This is a genomic window from Proteocatella sp. QWL-06 (genome assembly GCF_058684135.1).
In genome coordinates this window covers 72289-89942 of sequence record NZ_CM178755.1, presented here as the reverse complement: position 1 = coordinate 89942, position 17654 = coordinate 72289, and the positions used below count along the sequence as shown (strand labels likewise).

14 protein-coding genes and 1 other annotated feature are annotated in these 17654 nt (G+C 44.9%); of the genes, 1 reads left to right on the top strand and 13 read right to left on the bottom strand.

Translation table 11 applies throughout. The features are described 5' to 3' along the window. Positions 1-39: 39 nt before the first annotated feature. The 5 genes from AC4PGZ_RS00450 to AC4PGZ_RS00430 all read right to left on the bottom strand — a co-directional run bounded on the left by AC4PGZ_RS00450 (position 40) and on the right by AC4PGZ_RS00430 (position 7810). A complete protein-coding gene (locus AC4PGZ_RS00450; RefSeq protein WP_492159121.1) occupies positions 40-2904 on the bottom strand; it encodes a bifunctional diguanylate cyclase/phosphodiesterase in 2865 nt (954 codons plus the stop codon). A gap of 172 nt (positions 2905-3076) precedes the next feature. Then, positions 3077-4006, bottom strand: a complete 930-nt coding sequence (locus AC4PGZ_RS00445; RefSeq protein WP_492159120.1) for an ABC transporter permease — start codon at positions 4004-4006, stop codon at positions 3077-3079. After that, entirely contained in the window at positions 4006-5064 is a 1059-nt protein-coding gene (locus AC4PGZ_RS00440; RefSeq protein ID WP_492159119.1) for an ABC transporter permease, read from the bottom strand. The genes AC4PGZ_RS00445 and AC4PGZ_RS00440 overlap by 1 nt, the downstream gene beginning before the upstream one ends. Next, positions 5065-6618, bottom strand: a complete 1554-nt coding sequence (locus AC4PGZ_RS00435) for an ABC transporter ATP-binding protein (RefSeq protein ID WP_492159118.1) — start codon at positions 6616-6618, stop codon at positions 5065-5067. Positions 6619-6706: 88 nt separating this feature from the next. Continuing rightward, positions 6707-7810 carry a BMP family ABC transporter substrate-binding protein gene (locus AC4PGZ_RS00430; protein ID WP_492159116.1) on the bottom strand — a complete coding sequence of 368 codons (1104 nt, stop codon included), beginning with the start codon at positions 7808-7810 and terminating at the stop codon, positions 6707-6709. 181 nt (positions 7811-7991) lie between these two features. Between AC4PGZ_RS00430 and AC4PGZ_RS00425 the strand changes: the two genes are divergently transcribed. Continuing rightward, positions 7992-9446, top strand: a complete 1455-nt coding sequence (locus tag AC4PGZ_RS00425) for an IS6 family transposase (RefSeq protein ID WP_492157960.1) — start codon at positions 7992-7994, stop codon at positions 9444-9446. Between the two features lie 428 nt (positions 9447-9874). On the opposite strand, the gene AC4PGZ_RS00420 is transcribed toward AC4PGZ_RS00425, so the two are convergent. The 8 genes from AC4PGZ_RS00420 to AC4PGZ_RS00385 all read right to left on the bottom strand — a co-directional run bounded on the left by AC4PGZ_RS00420 (position 9875) and on the right by AC4PGZ_RS00385 (position 17645). Beyond that, complete coding sequence (locus tag AC4PGZ_RS00420) at positions 9875-10462, bottom strand: xanthine phosphoribosyltransferase (protein ID WP_492159115.1); 588 nt, start codon at positions 10460-10462, stop codon at positions 9875-9877. A gap of 110 nt (positions 10463-10572) precedes the next feature. Then, entirely contained in the window at positions 10573-11853 is a 1281-nt protein-coding gene (locus AC4PGZ_RS00415; protein ID WP_492159113.1) for a DUF1015 domain-containing protein, read from the bottom strand. A 63-nt stretch (positions 11854-11916) separates the two neighbouring features. Beyond that, a complete protein-coding gene (locus AC4PGZ_RS00410; RefSeq protein ID WP_492159112.1) occupies positions 11917-12831 on the bottom strand; it encodes a D-2-hydroxyacid dehydrogenase in 915 nt (304 codons plus the stop codon). 20 nt (positions 12832-12851) lie between these two features. Next, complete coding sequence (locus AC4PGZ_RS00405) at positions 12852-13931, bottom strand: pyridoxal-phosphate-dependent aminotransferase family protein (RefSeq protein ID WP_492159111.1); 1080 nt, start codon at positions 13929-13931, stop codon at positions 12852-12854. 97 nt (positions 13932-14028) lie between these two features. Next, positions 14029-14282 (bottom strand) — a binding site (T-box leader). 69 nt (positions 14283-14351) lie between these two features. After that, the gene (locus tag AC4PGZ_RS00400) at positions 14352-15074 is read right to left on the bottom strand and encodes a beta/alpha barrel domain-containing protein (RefSeq protein WP_492159110.1); all 723 of its coding nucleotides are present in this window, start codon (positions 15072-15074) and stop codon (positions 14352-14354) included. Between the two features lie 14 nt (positions 15075-15088). After that, positions 15089-15739 (bottom strand): Dph6-related ATP pyrophosphatase, encoded by a 651-nt coding sequence (locus tag AC4PGZ_RS00395; RefSeq protein ID WP_492159109.1) that lies wholly within the window; start codon positions 15737-15739, stop codon positions 15089-15091. 48 nt (positions 15740-15787) lie between these two features. Beyond that, entirely contained in the window at positions 15788-16825 is a 1038-nt protein-coding gene (locus AC4PGZ_RS00390; RefSeq protein WP_492159108.1) for a ParB/RepB/Spo0J family partition protein, read from the bottom strand. Next, positions 16812-17645, bottom strand: coding sequence for a ParA family protein (locus AC4PGZ_RS00385; protein WP_492159107.1), 834 nt, complete (start codon positions 17643-17645; stop codon positions 16812-16814). The genes AC4PGZ_RS00390 and AC4PGZ_RS00385 overlap by 14 nt, the downstream gene beginning before the upstream one ends. Positions 17646-17654 lie beyond the last annotated feature (9 nt).

Below are 17654 nucleotides of genomic sequence, written 5' to 3'. Positions count from 1 at the left end.
ATTCAGTTAACCGTTAAAACTTTCTCTATCCTTATTATACTACATTTCTGAAATATGTGAAGCATCATCGCGGCCACTCTCTGCGTTTTTCTCGATGAAGTCTGTTACGACCTCCTCACTGAGCGGTCTTGAGAAGAGGTATCCCTGAGCAAGGCTGCAGCTGTTCTTTACAAGAAAATCCATCTGCTTTTCAGTCTCCACTCCCTCAGCAAGCACGTCTATATGGAGCACTGTCGCAAGCTCTATTATTACCTTCGCGATCGCGCCATCGTCCTTTTCCGGGATTTCCTTTATGAAGGTCCTGTCTATCTTTATCCTGTCTACGGCGAATTTCTTGAGATAAGAAAGCGATGAGTATCCTGTACCGAAATCATCTATCGCCGTCTTTATTCCCATAGCCCTGAAGCTCTTCAGTATTCTCTCGCATTCCTCCTCGTTATCCATAAGGATGCTCTCTGTTATCTCAAGCTCCAGAAGATGCGGAGGAAGCCCGGTCTCGCTCAGGACTGAGCTGACGAGCGAAACTATATAAGGGTTTTTGAACTGCATCCTCGAGAGATTTACTGCTATCTGTATCTCATGGCCCCTGCGATTGAGCTCATTCCCAAACCTGCAGGCCTCCCTGAGCACCCATTCCCCAACAGGAAGAATCAGGTTGTATTCCTCTGCCACAGGTATGAACTTGTCCGGAGGTATCATCTCTCCATCATGATTCCACCTCAGAAGAGCCTCAATACCCTTTATCTGCTTTGTTACCATGTCTATCTGAGGTTGATAGTTCAGCGTAAGCTCAGTCTTTTCCATGGCATATCTGAGCATGTTCTTGAGCTCATATTTGTACACTGACTGGCTGCTTATCTCCTTGTTGTAGAATTCAAAATCCATGCTGGTATCGCTCTTGGCGCTGTTGAGCGCAGACGTGGCATTCTTGAGAAGCTCCTGGCAGCTTTCTCCGTCAGAAGGATAGACGCTTATTCCCATGGTCACGCTTACGAACATCTCTTCTCCGGAAACCCTGTGATAATTGTTTATTTCCCTGCTGAATTCCACTATAAACCTGTAAAGCTGTTCATAGCTCTCAAGCCCTGTCCTGAATACGGCAAATTCGTCGTTGCCGAGCCTTGCCACTATATCCTTTTCACCCGCAAGCTCCATCAGCTTTCTGGAAAATACGGCCAGCACCTCGCTGCCAAACTCAAATCCCCTGGCTTCATTTATGAGCCTGAAGTTATCTATGTTGACGAGGATCATTGAGTGCATCAACCTGTCAGAGCTTTCGCTTTCGAGAAAGCTGGTCACCATGAACTCGAAATAATCCTTGTTGTAGAGCTTTGTAAGACTGTCAAAATTCTTGAGACGGTGGATGTCTCTCTGCACCTGCCTGAATCTTGTGAGGTCTGTCGTGCTTCCCGTGTAGTATACCTCACCGTCATAGTCCATGGCCCTTATGTTGAGATACAGCGATATCTTCTCCTTGCTTTCGTTCTCAAAGACGACGTCTCCGCTCCATCTTCCGCTGTCACTGAGAGCATCCACTATATTCTGGTTTATTATTATCCCCTGCTCGAGCAGGTTGTGCCTTGCAGAGCCGCTCGCCTCATATCCTGCAAGCTTTTCAAACGCCCTGTTGCTGTATATGCATTCGTATCTGTCATTGAGTATGAAGTTTCCCTCAGAGCTTCCTGAAAGGAGCCTAAGTATCATCTCAAGCCTCATCTGAACAGTCTTTCTGGTCTCTATCTCACTGAAGAGCTCCTTGTTGCGGTCGCCCATCTCAAGTATGTGCCTGTCTATGCTGCGGCTCATGAAATCAAGCCCGTTGGCAAGCGTGCCTATCTCGTCGGTCCTTTCAAAGAATTTCTCAGGTATCTTCATATTGCGTCCGGCCTTGCCGTAGTACTCTATTTCCTCTGAAAGCTCCACGAGCGGTCTTGTTATCCTGCTTGTAAGCGTCATTATGAATACTGCCAGCGCAGCCGTCACTGCAAGCAGTATTATAAGGTTCTGATTGAACATCTGCTGAACCGGCATCATGGCCTCAGATTTTGATATTATCGCCGCCACCACCAGGTTTGAATAATCCACCGGTACATATGCCAGATAATTATTGCCATCCTGCGCTTCATATTCCATGACTCCAGATTCTCCAGAGAGTATTATGCCCTTCATGGCTGCAAGGTCAGGGTCCAGATTTTCTATCTCGGTGATTTCGGATATGTCCTCATCAGGATGGTATATCACTCTTCCGCTTTTGTTCATCACGACGATGTATCCGTTTTCTCCGACCTTGTACTCGCTCATCATCCTGTATATGTCATCGATCATTATGTCAATCGCAACCGCGCCCATTATGTCTCCGCCTTCATAGAGAGGGCTGGCTATGGTGACTGCAATCGTTCCGGTCCTCGCATCTCTGTACGGCTCGCTGAGGTTCGTCTTCTGGGCTCTTACCATGTCGATGTACCATGGTCTCTTTTCAAGGTCAAATCCCTGCGGAGAGTCATGTTCATATATGTCCGCGATTATGTCGTCTATCTTTCCTGAAGTTATATAGGCAAGCTCTATGCTTTCATCTATAGTCTTTATATCGATAAGCTGCTCTACGACCCTCCCATAGAGAGGGTGTTCGCGCTTGGTCTCCCTGCTCAGCGTTTCAGAAGCAAGCATACGGAAGTCCCTGTTGGTGGTCATCTGCCTTACGAGCACATCATATCTTCCTATCATGCTTTCTATCTCGGATGAGATTATGTCAGCATCTCCGTAAAGACTCTCCATGCTGCTTTTTTCAAAAAAATTCCCCGCAGTGTCATATGAAGAAAAGGCATATACAGAAAACATGCCCAGTATGAACACCAGAAGAATTATCCCACCGCTTCTTATTGAGCTCTTTCTCAACCATTTCATAAATCCAGCTCCCCTGCCCGCAAATTTCGGTTCTTCCCTGAACCCCATTATTAGGTATTTATACCCAGTAAGATGCCCTCCATATCATTTCCGTCAACAAAAAAAAAGGAAATGCTCCCTTTTCGAGAACATTTCCTGTATATATTTGTATGTCTTCTTGAATATCTTTTTTCTATCTTTCTTCCCTGAAATAAGGTATGCTCAGGTCCGCTGGAGGCATGTCCTCCGGCTTGTTCTTTCTCGTGCTTATTATGAGCACGACAATCGTAGTAAGGTAAGGAAGCATGTCTATCAGATACTGCGAAACATGTATCCCCATTCCCTGAAGCCTGAAGCCTATTATGTCCAGTCCTCCGAAGAGAAGCGCTCCAAACATAGCCTTTATCGGCTTCCATGATGCGAATATTACAAGGGCTACAGCAATCCAGCCTCTTCCTCCTGTAACGCCTTCCTGCCATACAGGTATCGTAACAAGTGAGAGATAAGCTCCTCCAAGGCCGGCAAGCGCTCCACCTATTATAGTATGGATATACTTGTACTTGTCGATGTTTATACCCGATGCGTCAGCCGAAGCCGCGCTCTCTCCAATTGATCTGAGGTTAAGTCCCCATCTTGTCTTGTAGAAGTAGATAAGCGTCCAGAAAGTCACTATATATCCAAGATATACGAACACGTCATGCCTGAAAAGGATCTCTCCAATGAAAGGTATGTCCGAAAGAAGGGGTATCTCTATGACCCTGAAGAAGTTTTTTATAGCCTCAGGAGCCGCCTTTCCTACATAAGGCTTTCCGACAAAGCTAGCAAATCCGGTTCCGAATATGGTGAGCGCGAGCCCCGTAACTATCTGATTGGCCCTGAGCGTTATGGTTATAATCGCATATATCAGAGCACCTGCTGATCCCGCAAGCACCGCGCCTGCAAGCGCGAGCGCCGCGTTCTGAGTGAGGAATCCGGTAGAGAATCCTACTACGGCTCCCATTATCATCATTCCCTCAACCCCAAGGTTGGTATTGCCCACTCTCTCAGTGTATATCTCTCCAAGAGTGGCGAAAAGCAGGGGAGTTCCGGCAGTTATTGCCGCTGCAAAAATATCAATCCACATTATTTATCCCCCTTTACAAACTTGTATCTTATAAAGAATTCGCTTCCCAGCACGAAGAAGAGAATTATTCCCTGGATCATCTCAGCTACGGCAGATGGGATCTGCATAGCTATCTGGATATATACCCCTCCCTGCAGAAGCACTGCAAAGGCAATAGAGGTTATCACTATGAAATGAGGCTTGAGACCCGAAAGCCAGGTAGTTATAATCGCCGTGAATCCAAGACCGCCTGAGAGAGTTGCAGAAAGCGTCTTTTCAATAGCAGATGCCTGAATCATTCCGACAAGACCACAGAGGCCTCCCGATATTATAAGTGCCATAATTATTATTCCGTTTACGTTCATTCCTGCATATTTCGCAGTGTTAGGGCTCTCCCCCACGACCTCTATCTCATATCCTTTTTTCGTATATTTCATGAATACATACATAGCCGCCGCAAGCACAAGCGCTATTATCCAGCCGATGTGTATGCCAAAGAGACTTGGAAGGTGCGCAGCTGGTGCAAAGTTGGCCACCTTTGGGAATCCCGATGCATTTGGGTCCTTCCATGGTCCATACTGAAGGTACTGCACTATCTTTATCGCAATATAGTTGAGCATCAGCGTGAATATAGTCTCATTGGTTCCAAGCTTTACCTTGAAGAATGCCGGTATCAGCGCCCAGAGTCCTCCGCATACTATCGATGCCAGCGCCATGAGCAGCAGAAGTGGAAATGATGCCATGCTGTCAGCATAGTTGAGCGCGATATATGAAGCTCCAAGAGCCCCCATCATTATCTGGCCTTCGCCCCCGATGTTCCAGAACTTCATCTTGAATGCCACGAGGATTCCAAGCGAGGTTATGACAAGCGGTATGGATTTGGTTATCGTCTCCTTAATCCTCATCTCAGTACCCAGGGCTCCCGAGATCATCTTTGTGAATACCTGTATCGGATTGTATCCTATTATTACCATGAATATCCCTGTGAATACAAAGGAAAGGATAATCGCTGCAGCTCTTACCATCATGGCCTGTCTGCCTTCAAGCTCGTCCTTTTTTATTATGTTGTACTTCAGCAATTACTGCACCTCCTTTTTCTGCTCAAGCGCAAGCTTTTCCACGTCTTCCATGGTTCCGCCTGCCATCAGCACTCCTACCTGTTCCTTCGTCGTCGAAGCTGTGTCCACTATTCCTGTCATTCTTCCCTCGTATACTACCGCTATCCTGTCGCATATCTCAAGAAGCACGTCAAGGTCCTCACCTATGAAGAGTACCGCCGTTCCCTTTTTCTTCTGTTCGTTCAGAAGATCATATATTTTGTATGAAGCTCCTATGTCGAGTCCTCTTACCGGATATGCCGTTATGAGCAGCTTCGGATTGGCGTCTATCTCTCTTCCGAGAAGCACCTTCTGTATGTTACCTCCGGAAAGCTTCTTTACCGGATGGAATATGCTCGGAGTTGATATCTCAAGCTTTTCAACTATCTCATGCGCCTTTGATTCCATTATCTTCTTGTTCAGGAATATCCCCGGCTGCTTCTGATAGTCCTTGAGTATTATGTTGTCCACTATGTCCATGGAGCCTACAAGACCCATTCCGAGTCTGTCCTCAGGTATGAATCCCATCCTTACTCCCATGTTTATTATCTCTCTGGGGCTCTTGTCGATTATGTTCTCGCCCTCAAAATATATCCTGCCTGAATTCGTCTTCATGAGTCCCGCGATAGTCTCGCAAAGCTCCTTCTGTCCGCTTCCTGCAAGCCCTGCCACTCCGAGGATTTCTCCTCCGTGAACGCTGAACGTCACGTCCTTGAGCGCATATCTTTTTTCCTTGTCGAGCACGGTGACCTCATCGAGCTCAAGCATAGGCTTTTCAGATTTCACTGTCTGCGGCTTTTCTATCGAAAGGTCCACCGCTTTTCCAACCATCATCTCCACAAGCTCCGAAGAAGTAGTCTTTGCCGTCTCGAGCGTCGCTATGGACTTTCCTTTTCTAAGCACGGTAACCCTGTCGCTTATCTCCATTACCTCGTTCATCTTGTGAGTTATTATGATGATGGCGCATCCCTGCTCCTTCATGTTGTTTATTATCTTGAACAGTCTCTTTATCTCCTGTGGAGTAAGCACGGCTGTAGGCTCGTCCATTATAAGTATCTTTGCCCCACGGTAGAGAACCTTTATTATCTCAAGCGTCTGCTTTTCTCCGACAGACATGTTGTATACCTTCTTGCCCGGATCGACATCCAGCCTGTATTTGTCTGATATCGACCTTATTTCCTTTGTAAGGGCCTTTCCTTTTATAAAGAAGCTTTCCTTCTGTCCAAGTATTATGTTCTCCTTCGCAGTAAGTACGTCTATCAGCTTGAAATGCTGATGTATCATACCTATCCCAAGTTCAATAGGCTCACTCGGTGAATCAAAATGTTTTTCTTCGCCATAGACAAAAATAGAACCGCTGTCAGGTCTGTATATCCCCGAAAGCATGTTCATAAGCGTACTCTTGCCTGCTCCATTTTCCCCAAGCAGCGCATGTACTTCTCCTTCATATATGGTCAGATTGACGTCTTCATTCGCCTTAATGCTCCCAAAGCTCTTTGAAATATTGATCATTTCTACAGCTTTATTCTTTTGCATCTTTCCTCCACAAATAATTCAAATTAAAATAAAAATGCATTCTCAGAGCATGAACACTCACGCTCTGAGAATGATAACATCAAATGTCTTATTTAGTTGTTCCTTCAACGCCCTGAACAAGGTAGTTCATCTGCCAGATCTGCTCTCTCGTAAGCTTTTCGCCTTCAGCTACGACTACGTTTCCAGCCTGATCCTTCACAGGTCCTGTGAATGGGTTAAACTCTCCGCTCTCGATCTGAGCTCTCACTTCTTCAATCTTATCTGCAGCTCCCTCTGGTGCAACTGCTGTAAGCGGAAGAAGATCGATGTATCCCTCAGCCATGTTTCCATAGTAGCTCTGTGGAGTCCATGTTCCATCTATCACAGCCTGAACCTGCTGAACATAGAATATTCCATGGTTCCATACAGGTGCTGTCATAAATGCCTCTGGTGCTGATTCTGCAGTATCCGAGTTGTATCCTATAGCCCATACGCCTTTTTCCTGAGCTGCAACCTGTGGTCCTGTTGTATCACAGTGCTGAGCTATTACATCGCATCCTGCTGCAAGAAGCGCTTCTGCTGCTTCCTTTTCCTTAGCCGGGTCATACCATGAGTTTGTCCAGATAACCTGAACTGTAGCATCAGGGTTTACTGACTGAGCTCCAAGCGTGAATGCGTTTATTCCTATGAACAGCTCCGTAAGAGGGAATGCTCCTACAAAACCTATCTTGTTTGATTCTGTCTTAAGTCCTGCAGCTATACCTGAAAGATATCTTGCCTCTTCCATAGCTCCAAAGTAGTTTCCAAAGTTTGTATCGTTCATCTTATATCCAGAGAAATGCATGAATTTTACTTCCGGATATTCAGCTGCAAGCTCTTCAGTAGCATCCATGAAACCAAAGCTTGTAGTGAATATTATTGAAGCTCCTTCGTCTATCATTATCTTTGCAGCGTTTTTAACGTCCTGCATAGTCTCAGGAACATTCTCCTGATAGATAGTTCTTACCTTGTCTCCCATCTGCTCCTCAAGGTAAAGTCTTCCTCTGTCGTGAGCATCAGTGAATCCGCCGTCACCAACAGGTCCGATGTAGATAAATCCAACTGTTATTGGATCAGCAGCGCCCTCTTCTGTAGAGCCGCCACCTCCGCCGCATCCAACAAGTGCGGTAAGCGAAAGAACTAAAATTAAAGCCAGTGATAATAATTTTTTCATATCAATCTCCCTTTATTTTTTTCGGTAGTGTAAAGTTTTACACCCCTATTTTATTTAATATTGCTATATATTCAAAGGTTTTCACTGTTTTTTTAAATAAAAAAACAATGACCCCCCATTTTCTGATATAATTTGAGTTCCAACACAACAAATAAAACAGAAAGGCAAGGGTGCCATTGTTATGTCTCAAATTATAACTCATTTACTACATGTAATTCAATACCAAAATCAACAAATTCGATTTTTAGTACTATTTATTTCAAAATATATTCCATTAGGTCAGTGGGCGCATGACGATACCCACTCACCAAAATATCAAAAATTCAAGACAGACCAACTTCCAATAATCCAGCCATTCATCAAACAGGACTGGCAGTTTCTTCTGTCATACTACGAATCGAAATATCAGAAGAAGATAAAACCAGTTCAGCGCAGGAACGGAAGAACCATACCAGAAGAAATATCATGTCCAGTATGCAATGCTCCGCATCACTATATTTACGATAACAACGGAGACAACGGCCAGTACCAGTGCAAGATATGCAGCCAGACATTTTCCACCGGAAAAAGAGTTACCAAACCATTAAAACTCAAATGCCCTCATTGCAGTCACAGCCTTGTCCCTAAAAGAGACAGGACCTTTTTTAGCATACATAAATGCACCAATCAAAAGTGCAAGTACTATCTCAACAACCTGAAAAAAGTAGATCCGGAAAACCTAGATAAAAAAGAAAAATACAAATACAAACTCCATTACATCTACCGGGAATTCACCGTAGATTTCTTTGAGATGGATTTAAAATCCCTTCCAAAGAACTCATCCTCACTGAAGTTTAGAAAACAAAACGCACATATCATGTCCCTGTGCCTTACATTTCATGTTAATCTTGGACTCTCATTACGAAAAACAGCCCAGGCCCTTGAAGATCTTTACGGAATAAGGATCTCCCACACAATGGTATCCAACTACTGCAGAACAGCTGCGCTTTTAATCAAGCCATTCATAGATAGCTACCCTTACGAAAAATCAGAAACATTTATCGCCGATGAAACCTACATAAAAGTACGAGGCATCAAAGGATACATCTGGTTTATCATGGATGCCGCTTCAAAATCAGTGATAGGCTACCAGGTATCAGCAAGCAGAAGCGTAGGCCCATGCATACTGGCCATGAGAAAAGCCTTCAGAGGAATCCACAAAGTAACAGACAACTTCAAGTTCATAGCAGACGGGTACAGTGCCTATCCACTCGCCGCACAGCAGTTTTCCCTTCAGGAAAACCCCCTGGAATTTGACATCACACAGGTCATTGGGCTTGCAAACGATGATGCAGTATCAAAAGAATACAGACCATACAAGCAAGTAGTAGAGAGATTAAACAGAACCTTCAAAGAAACATACAGATGCACCTGCGGCTACGACAATTTTGAAGGAGCAAATTACTCCGTGTCACTGTGGGTAGCCTACTACAACTTTCTGAGAAGACACTCCAGATTTAACAATCAGGTATTAAATACACACGAAATGCTTGATAAAGCAGAAAACATGCCCGGAAAATGGCAGCTGCTAATCTACCTTGGGCAACAAAGCATACTGAAAATGCAGGAAGAAGCCAAAGAGAATCAAGCCAGTTGACCATCAAAATCAATACATTGATTTTGGCTTGCCCTTGAAATTGAGAAAAATGATGCTAAACTAAAAATCCAATCCCACACAAAAGAGAAACAGCATTATTTTTTGAAAATTCAAGGGTGGTTAAGATCCTTTTGTTGTGCAAAAAAAACCGAATTCAGGTGCTTCGCACATCATTATATTTTAAAGATCGGATACAAAATCTGGCAATCCTTTTAAATCGCTTTTTCATAACGAACTTTACACTACCTTTTTTTCTAATATGTTTATGAGACAATTATATACAATCGTTCGGAAATTGTAAATAGCTTTAACCAAAAAAATCGTAAAATATTTACGATTTTTTGTGTATAGTTCCATATATGTCGAATTATAGGCTTTTCAAAAACGCTTGATAGTTCCGTTTTTCGGATATTTATGGCTAAAGCCCGTTATTTATCATAATTGCTGAATTCGAGCGTGCCATCATCATGGATCTTGCTTATGACTGCAAGCGATTCTACCTTGTAGCCCTCATCTCTGAGCTTCTGTCCTCCGCCCTGGAATGCCTTTTCAACCACGGCTCCAAGTCCTACTACTTCTCCGCCTGCTTGCTGCACGAGGCTTATGAGCCCTCTGGATGCTTCTCCGTAGGCCATGAAGTCGTCTATGATAAGGACCTTCTCTCCCGGCTGAAGATATTTCTTAGTTACCTTGGCAAGGGATACCGTTCCTTTCGTGAACGATTTTACCTCGGCTCCATAGTAACGTTCGGTCATGGTGTTGGGCTGCGATTTCTTCGCAAACACTACCGGGATGTATCCCATGTGCACGGATGTTATCACCGCGATCCCTATTCCCGAAGCCTCGATCGTCAGAATCTTGTTTATCCCAAGTCCCTCAAATCTCCTTGCGAATTCCTTTCCTATCTCATCCATCAGCTTCATGTCCATCTGATGATTTATGAAGGAGTCCACCTTGATGATATGTCCTTCTCTGCCTTCTCCGTCTTTGATTATCCTATCGATAAGTAACTTCATATTTCCTGTCCTTTTCCATTAATAATTTCAAAATAATAATAATATATAAGTTATATCATATATCAACCGGATTGTTTTTTCAAGAAGGTATTGCAGTTTCTGAACATTATTTAGAACTTGTACATGAAAAGTCCACTTTTTAGCTTTGGCTCGAACCATGTCGATTTCGGAGGCATGACGAGATTGCTGTCGCTGATCTTCATTATGTCTTCAATCTGAGTAGGATAAAGCAGAAATCCGAGCCCTCTTCTGTATCTCACGAGAAGCTTGGCCTCGATTTCCTCGAGCATGTCCACTCCTCCGAAAAATTCTATCCTCCTGTTGGTCCTCGGGTCATCTATGCCCAGCACAGGTCCGAGCAGATTCTCCTGAAGGATCGATACGTCGAGCGAAGCCACGACATCAGCTTCGTCAAAGGTGCCCTTTTTCGGAATCAGCCTGTAATATTCATCCTCCATTATCATCGTGAATTCTCCGCGCCTCTTTGGTTCAATCTTCTTGAGCTTGAGGGTATAATCTGATCTTTCATCTCCCCTGAGCGTTATCTTCTCAATGTCGAACTTTTCCGTCACCCTTGCGACAAAATCATCCTTCATCAGGTCATTCATGTCCTTCACCAGACGGTTGTATGGCATTATCAGCAGCTCGTCTGCCGGAAATACCACTGACATGAAATAATTGAAATTCTCTTCTCCGGTATAGTTCGGATTTTCCTTTCTTTTTACCATTCCCACATTGTATGCGGAAGCCGTTCTGTGATGGCCGTCTGCTATATACAGCTCATCGAGTCCTGCGAATATGGATTCGATCTCTCTTATATCGCCTTCACCGCCAACTACCCACAGGATCTGAGTAACTCCGTCATCAGTTATAAGGTCATACTCCGGGGCATGAGCCTCGGTGTATCTGTCTATGAAATCCTTCAGCTCATCGTTCTTCCTGCAGAACAGGAATACCGGCTCCGTATCTGCCTCGCAGGTATAGAAATGGTTTATCCTGTCTGCTTCCTTGTCTACTCTGGTGAACTCATGCTTCTTTATCTTTCCGTCTCTGTAATCGTCTATCGAAGCACATCCTACGATCCCGCTCTGAGCTCTTCCATCCATTATCTGCCTGTATATATAGTATGATTTCCTGTCTTCCTCAAAAAGTATGCCTTTCTTCTGGAACTCATCCAGGTTTTCTCTTGCACTTCTGTAAACCTCATGAGAATAAGGATCCTGGTCTTTTCCAAAATGAATCTCACTTCTCGTTATGTGCACGAGGCTTCTGGGGTTCTTTCCTATTTCCCTCGCTGTCGCAGTGTCTATGACATCATATGGCGGTGCTGCCACATCCGGTGCCGCTTCCCTTGTTGGCCTGAGTGCCTTAAATGGTCTGAGTGTTATCATTTCCCAATCTCCTTCTCTTTTTATTTAAATAATTATACTTATCCACTTTATATTTTGAACAAATTACATGGCTTTGTCAATAAGAATATCAAAAAAATCCAGGACAGTTTCTGCTGTTTCTCTTCCTATCCTCATCTGAGCCTCTCTCGTCGCTGCCCCTATGTGAGGAGTCACGCATGCCTTGGGATGCCTTACGAGTTCCAGGTTTACGGCTGGTTCCTTTTCAAAGACGTCGATGCCGGCGCCCCTTACCCTGTCAGTATTGAGCGCATCCACGAGCGCCTTCTCGTCGATGACATTTCCCCTTGCCGCATTTATTATGAAAACACCCTCCTTCATCTTCCTGAACTGTTCCTCTCCTATAAGCGCCTCTCCAGTGAAAGGGGTATGCACAGATATGAAGTCCGCATTTTTTATCAGGGCATCAAACTCAGCGTATTCGAATTTTTCATCATTCTTTACACATATGTCGTGAAACATAACATCCATTCCAAGTGCGCTGGCTTTTTCTGCGAGAGATCTTCCTATCCTTCCAAACCCTATGATTCCAAGAGTCTTTCCGGCAAGCTCAACGCCCTCGTACTCCTTCTTGTTCCATTTGCCGTCTCTCATGGTCACGTTTGCTATTGAGATAAATCTGGCAAGCGAGAACATATGGCCCAGCACCAGCTCCGCCACAGAATCGCTGCTTGCATTCGGAGTATTTCTGACCTCTATCCCCATACCCTGAGCGTAAGCCGTATCTATGTTATCTATTCCGACTCCGGCCCTGACTATCAGCCTCAGATCCCCCTGCGCCGCCGCATCTATTATCTCTTGATCCACCTTAGTAGCTGACCTTACTATAAGCACATCAAAATCCTTTATCTGAGCCTTCAGCTCTTCTTTGGCATAATGGCCTCTGTCTATCTCAAATCCTCTTGCCGCAAGCTCATCAGCCGCGATCTTGTCTATTCCGTCATTCGCAAGTATTCTCATGATCATTCTCCTTTTCTCTCTTAATTCAGCCCGAGTATATCATCCAGATTGTCAAGCAGCTCCGTTATCTGAGCCGGGGTAGTATCTGCCATATGCGCTATCCTGAAGGTCTTGTCCTTCAGCTCGCCGTATCCGTTTGAGATCATCATGCCTCTTTTCTTCAGCTCCCTGTTGAGCTCTGATATATCTATGTTTTTCGTATTCACTACCGTTGTTACCGTCCTTGAAGCGATGTCATCCTCGGCCAGCAGGGCAAAATTCCTTCCTGCCCATTCCCTTACCATCTCCATCATCTCTTCATGTCTGGCAAACCTGTTTTCGAGGCCCTCCTCGTTTATTATATAGTCCAGCTGATAATCGAGAGCGAACATGTGGGCCAGTGAAGGAGTTGACTGGTACTGATAATCCTTCTTCTGTATGAAATCGTAAAGCTGGAGCAGATCCAAATAAAATCCTCTGTTTTGAACCGTTCTTGCCCTCTCGACCGCTTTTCGTGAGAACGTGCAGGCCGCGAGCCCCGCTGGAAGTCCGAGGCATTTCTGGCTTGATGTGATGCAGATGTCTATTCCGAGCCTGTCCACATCCACCCTGTATCCTCCGGCAGAGCTCACCATGTCCACGCAAAATACTGTCTCCGGATATTTTCTTACGACTGCCGCGATTTCCTCTATAGGATTCATCACGCCGCTTGAGGTCTCATTGTGTGTGATCGTAACAAGATCATACTGGCCGGTCGCAAGCGCCCTGTCCACTTCAGCCGGATCGGTCGCCCTTCCCATCTCCGTTTCAAAAAGGTCCGCCTCCACTGCGTTCCATTTTCCCATCTCGTACCATCTCGTGCCAAATGCCCCGATAGAGAATACTGCAGCCTTTTTTGCAGTACAGCTTCTTATGGCGCCCTCCATGAGTCCACTTCCAGATGTCGTTGAAAGCAGTATCTCCTCCTGCGTGTTCCACAGCTTTCTCAGATTGTCAGATATCCTCCTCTGAAGCGCTGATGCGTCCTTCGTCCTGTGCCCTATCTGCGGCGCCGCCATTTTTGCAAGCACCTCATCTCTTACAGTTACCGGTCCCGGTATGAACAGTCTTAAATTTTCCATCTTTTTCCTCCGATCTTTACATTAAAATCCATTCAGCAATTTCCAATGTGTCGGGATCGTTGGCTTTTTGGGTATAAAAAAAGCCTTCGTCCCTTAAATAAGGGACGAAAGCTGTAAGTTCATCTGTATTTTCGTATACAAAGAATACACTCTTCCGCGTTGCCACCCAAATTAACAGTCCTCAAAACTTCTAAGGCTCTGTTCACTCGTTCCCTGTAACGCGGGTTAGACGGCTCTATTTTCATAAAGCAGCTCGAAAGGAGATTCGTTAAAATCGGATGCAGCCTTTCACCTGCCGGCTGCTCTCTGTAATCCAGAACTCTAACTACTGATCTTTGTCATAGCTTTTATTATTGTTTATCATAATACAATTTTTCCGGAAGTATGTCAAGGATATTTTTGATATTTTTTAAATATTTTCTATTTTCCAGCAATTTCTTCCCTGTATTTTTCCATTATCGAAGCAAACAGCTCTGCCGAAGTAGGCGGCGTGTAGGTTATGGCATTTGCGCCTGCATTGATAGTTTCCCTTATGCTTTCATCCGTAGGTCCTCCGGTTGCTATTATCGGAAAGTCTGGATGAATGGCTCTTATCTTTCTTACTATGTTCGCCGTGTTGGCTCCTCCTGAGACGTTGAATATTCCGACTCCTGCTCTTATCCTTGCTTCAAAATCTTCCTTTTCGGAAACCACGGTTATGACTATAGGGATGTCTATGCGGTTCTTCATCTCGCTCACGAGCTCATTCGTTGCCGGAGCGTTCATTACCACCCCGTATGCTCCTCCAAGCTCAGCGTGAAGTGCTATGTCTACAGACCTCTGGCCGGATGTGAGCCCTCCTCCTACCCCGCAGAATACCGGAGTAGAAGATACCTCTATTATCGATTTCGTGATCGAAAGCTGTGGCGTGAACGGATATACCGCTATCACCGCATCTGCATTGTTGTTGTTTATTATTGCGAGATCCGTAGTGAATATTATGGATTTTATCCTCTTTCCGAAAATCTTTATCCCGGATGCCTCTCTTATCACCTCCGGAACCGTGACGATCCTTTTTTTAAGTCTGGACTCGATTATCGGCATCCTTTTGGGACCCGAAGTATCGACCTTATGTTCAACGTTATCATAGTAGTTGTTCTTCATAAATACCTCCGTATCTATGCCAGCTCAATCTCCCTTGAGAAGCAATATTCGTTTTCAGAAATTTTACCAAGTCTTATGTTTATCTTTTTGCGAAAAGCCGGGCCATCGTATACGAGAGTATGATATTCCCCATTCTCCCCGCACGAGTCTATGCCCATATCTTCAAATTCCTCGATCAGCTCATGATCAAGCACTCTCCCCAGATATGCCGAGCCCAGATGCTTTCTGCTGACCTTCTTTATTACTGCCCTGTACCCCTTGTCCACAACCTCGCTCACGAGCTTCTTCCTGTTTTCCTGCCATAGCGGGAACACGGCCTCTATACCGAGATTTTCCGCTCTTTCCTCTGCCCAGGCTCTGTGCGCTTCTATGTCTATGTCTCCGAATATGCAGGCTTGAGCGCCAGTAAGTATTATTATCTGCTTCATGTATCTCTCAAAATCTTCGGTATATCCCTCTCCCTGCCTGCAGGGACAAAGGAATAATGGTATGCCAAGGCTCATGCTGACAGCCTCGAGCACATCATTATTTATATCGTGAAACCAGGAACTCCCATCTGCGTCTACTGTCACAAACAACCCCTCTATCTCATTTCCCTGCTCAATAGCCCTGTCCAGGCTGAGCATGCTGTCTTTGCCGCCCGAAAACGATGCAAGCATCTTCATGGTATTACTCCCCTCGATTTTCATTAATATTTCTTTTCCAAGCTGTCCTTATTCTATGTTGTCATTCGCATGCTCAATGAGCAGCTGCTTTATCTTTTCCATAAGCTCAGGATCCTCCACAGTAAAGCTTCGGCTCCTGCCGTCTTCTCTTACGCTTATCTTCATGTGATCTGAGTCATATCTGATATCTCTCATTATGCGGTCAATGTCTGACTTGCATAGCGACGGCTTGAGGCTGGCAAGGGTCCTGGCCGGGTATTTTTCGACCTCTTTCAGATATCTCTCTGATATATAGGACTGAACCTCAGGCCTCAGGCCGGCAAGCTTTGCCGCGAGCTCCAGAGAAAGCCTTCCCTCATAGAATTCATCCAGCATCCTGGAATCAAGGCTTTCAAGCTTCTTGTACCTGTCTATGTGTCTTCCGCTGAGCTTGAATTCTCTTGCGACTATTTCCCTGGTTTTTATATTTTTATATTTCTCGTCATCGGCATTTTTTCTTCGCTGCTGTATGATCCTGTATTTTTCTATGATACTCCTTGTCATGAGCTTCTGCCCAAGCTGCCGCTGAACATAGTTGGCATCGATTATTATCTCTCTTGCCTCATCATCTGTTATGCCCTCTTTGATAACCGCCATTATCTGATCATATTCTGACGGATCTATCGCAGAGTCGTCCCTCATCTCGAGAAGGCCGCTGTTTCTTCCGTTTCTTATCTCTTCAAGCTCATTCTTTATGTGCATGAATGCCCTTACGCGGTTGTGTCCGGATAAGATGACGTGGCGCTCCCCCTGCTTTCTTATAACGACCGGGTGAAGCAGCCCATGCTCATATATGGATTTTACGAGCTTTAAAAATTCTTCGCCCTCGAGCTTTGGATAAAAGTTCCACTCATCAGGGGCCATCTCCAGATATGAGATATCTATCCTCACTATCTGCTCAGGCTTTTCCTCGGCGTCCTTGAGAGAAGAAAGTGAATAGCTTCCCCTCGTCTCTGAATCAGCGCCGCCCGGAGCTCTCCTGTCAGCAGATATGTTTCCAAAGCTCATCTTTGAGCCTATATCCATCATCTTCTTAGCCTTTGACACGTTTTATCACCTCTTTTGCCAGATCATGATACTGAACCGTAGCCCTTGCCTTTGGAGCATAATCCACGGCAGTCACATTGTTCCACTGAGCCTTTTCTATGTTGGCATCTATGGATATCCTCGTCCTGAAAAGCAGCTCCCTGCCAAATATATTCGTGAGCAGAGTCTCCGCCCTCTCATTCATTATCTTGTTGTTTGGTCTGTACATCGTCATCAGTATCCCCAGTATGCTCAGGTTCTCGTTTATCTCCGTGAACTGATTGTAGAAATCAATGAATGTCCTTATTCCTCTTATGCCGAACATCGCCATAGGAACCGGTATGATTACATGGTCCGTGATGTTAAGTATGTTCGCCGCCAGATCCCCGAGATGCGTCGATGTGTCGAATATTATGAAGTCATATGCGTTTTCAGCCACAAGATCCTTCATTATCTTTTTGAGGATAGCCTCCCTCTGATATTCATGATGAAGATCGAACTCTATCCTGCCTATATAGTCATCCCCTGCAACTATGTCCAGGTTCTTGTATTTGGTTGGTATTATGAAATCTCTTACATCACCCTTGCTTCTTATCATCTGATATATAGTCTTGTTGAAATCTATCAGGGTAAGCCCGAATTCTACAAGAGATTCATCTACAGTGAACCCCAGAGTATTGGTGAGGTCCATCTGTGAATCGCAGTCTATCGCCAGCACTTTGTATCCCTTTTCCCCGAGCGTCCTTGCGAGCATGGATGCGGTAGTGCTCTTTCCCGAGCCTCCTTTGGAATTTGCTATTGTAATGACCGCCGTTTTGTTAAGCTTGATTTTTCCCGCCACTTCTTAACT